Annotated in this window: 1 protein-coding gene; it reads right to left on the bottom strand. The window is 30.3% G+C overall.

Annotated features, from left to right (window positions below; genetic code table 11):
* Nucleotides 1–300: 300 nt before the first annotated feature.
* The coding region (locus tag AC1DJR_RS31720) for a CpsD/CapB family tyrosine-protein kinase (RefSeq protein ID WP_477004440.1) at nt 301–889 on the bottom strand (589 nt) is incomplete at its 5' end.

The following is an 889-nucleotide window of genomic DNA, read 5'->3' as shown; positions in this document are numbered from 1 at the left end:
CTTTTAAACTAATTGTTTCTTCCATAAGTCCCTCCAACTTTCTAAAATTTGCACATAAGAAAAATTATAACATATAATCTTACATTTTTTTATTTTAGTCATATCTATGTTCTTTTGTTATTTGAAAACATATATAATCTTACAAAATAATCTTAAATATGACAACACATTCCATCAATTTTACAAAATTCCCATTATATCATTTTTTTTATATAATTCAATATATAATTTTAAAATAATTCAAAAAAACTGGTAAAAACACTTACCAGCTTTAAAAATTACTATTTTACACATTATTTTCTAATAATATCCATATTGTTCTTGTTCTTCTTTTTTATCATTTAAAACGACGCCAAGTAGTTTTCCAGATGCTTTATCTAATATTTGTTTCGCCTTTATCAGTTTATCTTTTTCTGTTTTTTCACTACGAGCTACTAATACAATTCCGTCGCATTTATTTGCGAGTATTTGTGCATCTGTAACGGCTAGTACAGGTGGTGTATCGATTAAAATGACATCAAACATCTTATATGCCTCTAGAAGCATTTCATCCATTTTACGGTATCCTAGTAGTTCTGCTGGGTTTGGCGGGATTGGGCCTGCTGGCATGACATATACATTATCTATATCTGTTTTTTGAATACATTGCATAAACGAAGCCTGTCCTGATAATAAATTTGTTAAACCATTTGGATTGTGAACCGCAAATAAGTTTTGTAATGTCGGCTTACGTAAGTCCGCCCCAATTAACAATACTTTTTTCCCTTGTTGACCGAAAACAACTGCTAGATTAGAAATAGTCGTTGTTTTCCCGTCTCCTGGATCTGCTGAAGTGACAATAATAGAACGAATATGGTTATCTACAGATGTAAATTCAATGTTCGTACGA

This window comes from Bacillus sp. 05T31, assembly GCF_056396725.1.
Note: the sequence above shows the minus strand (reverse complement) of the source record. Positions and strands in the feature narration are given on the sequence as shown.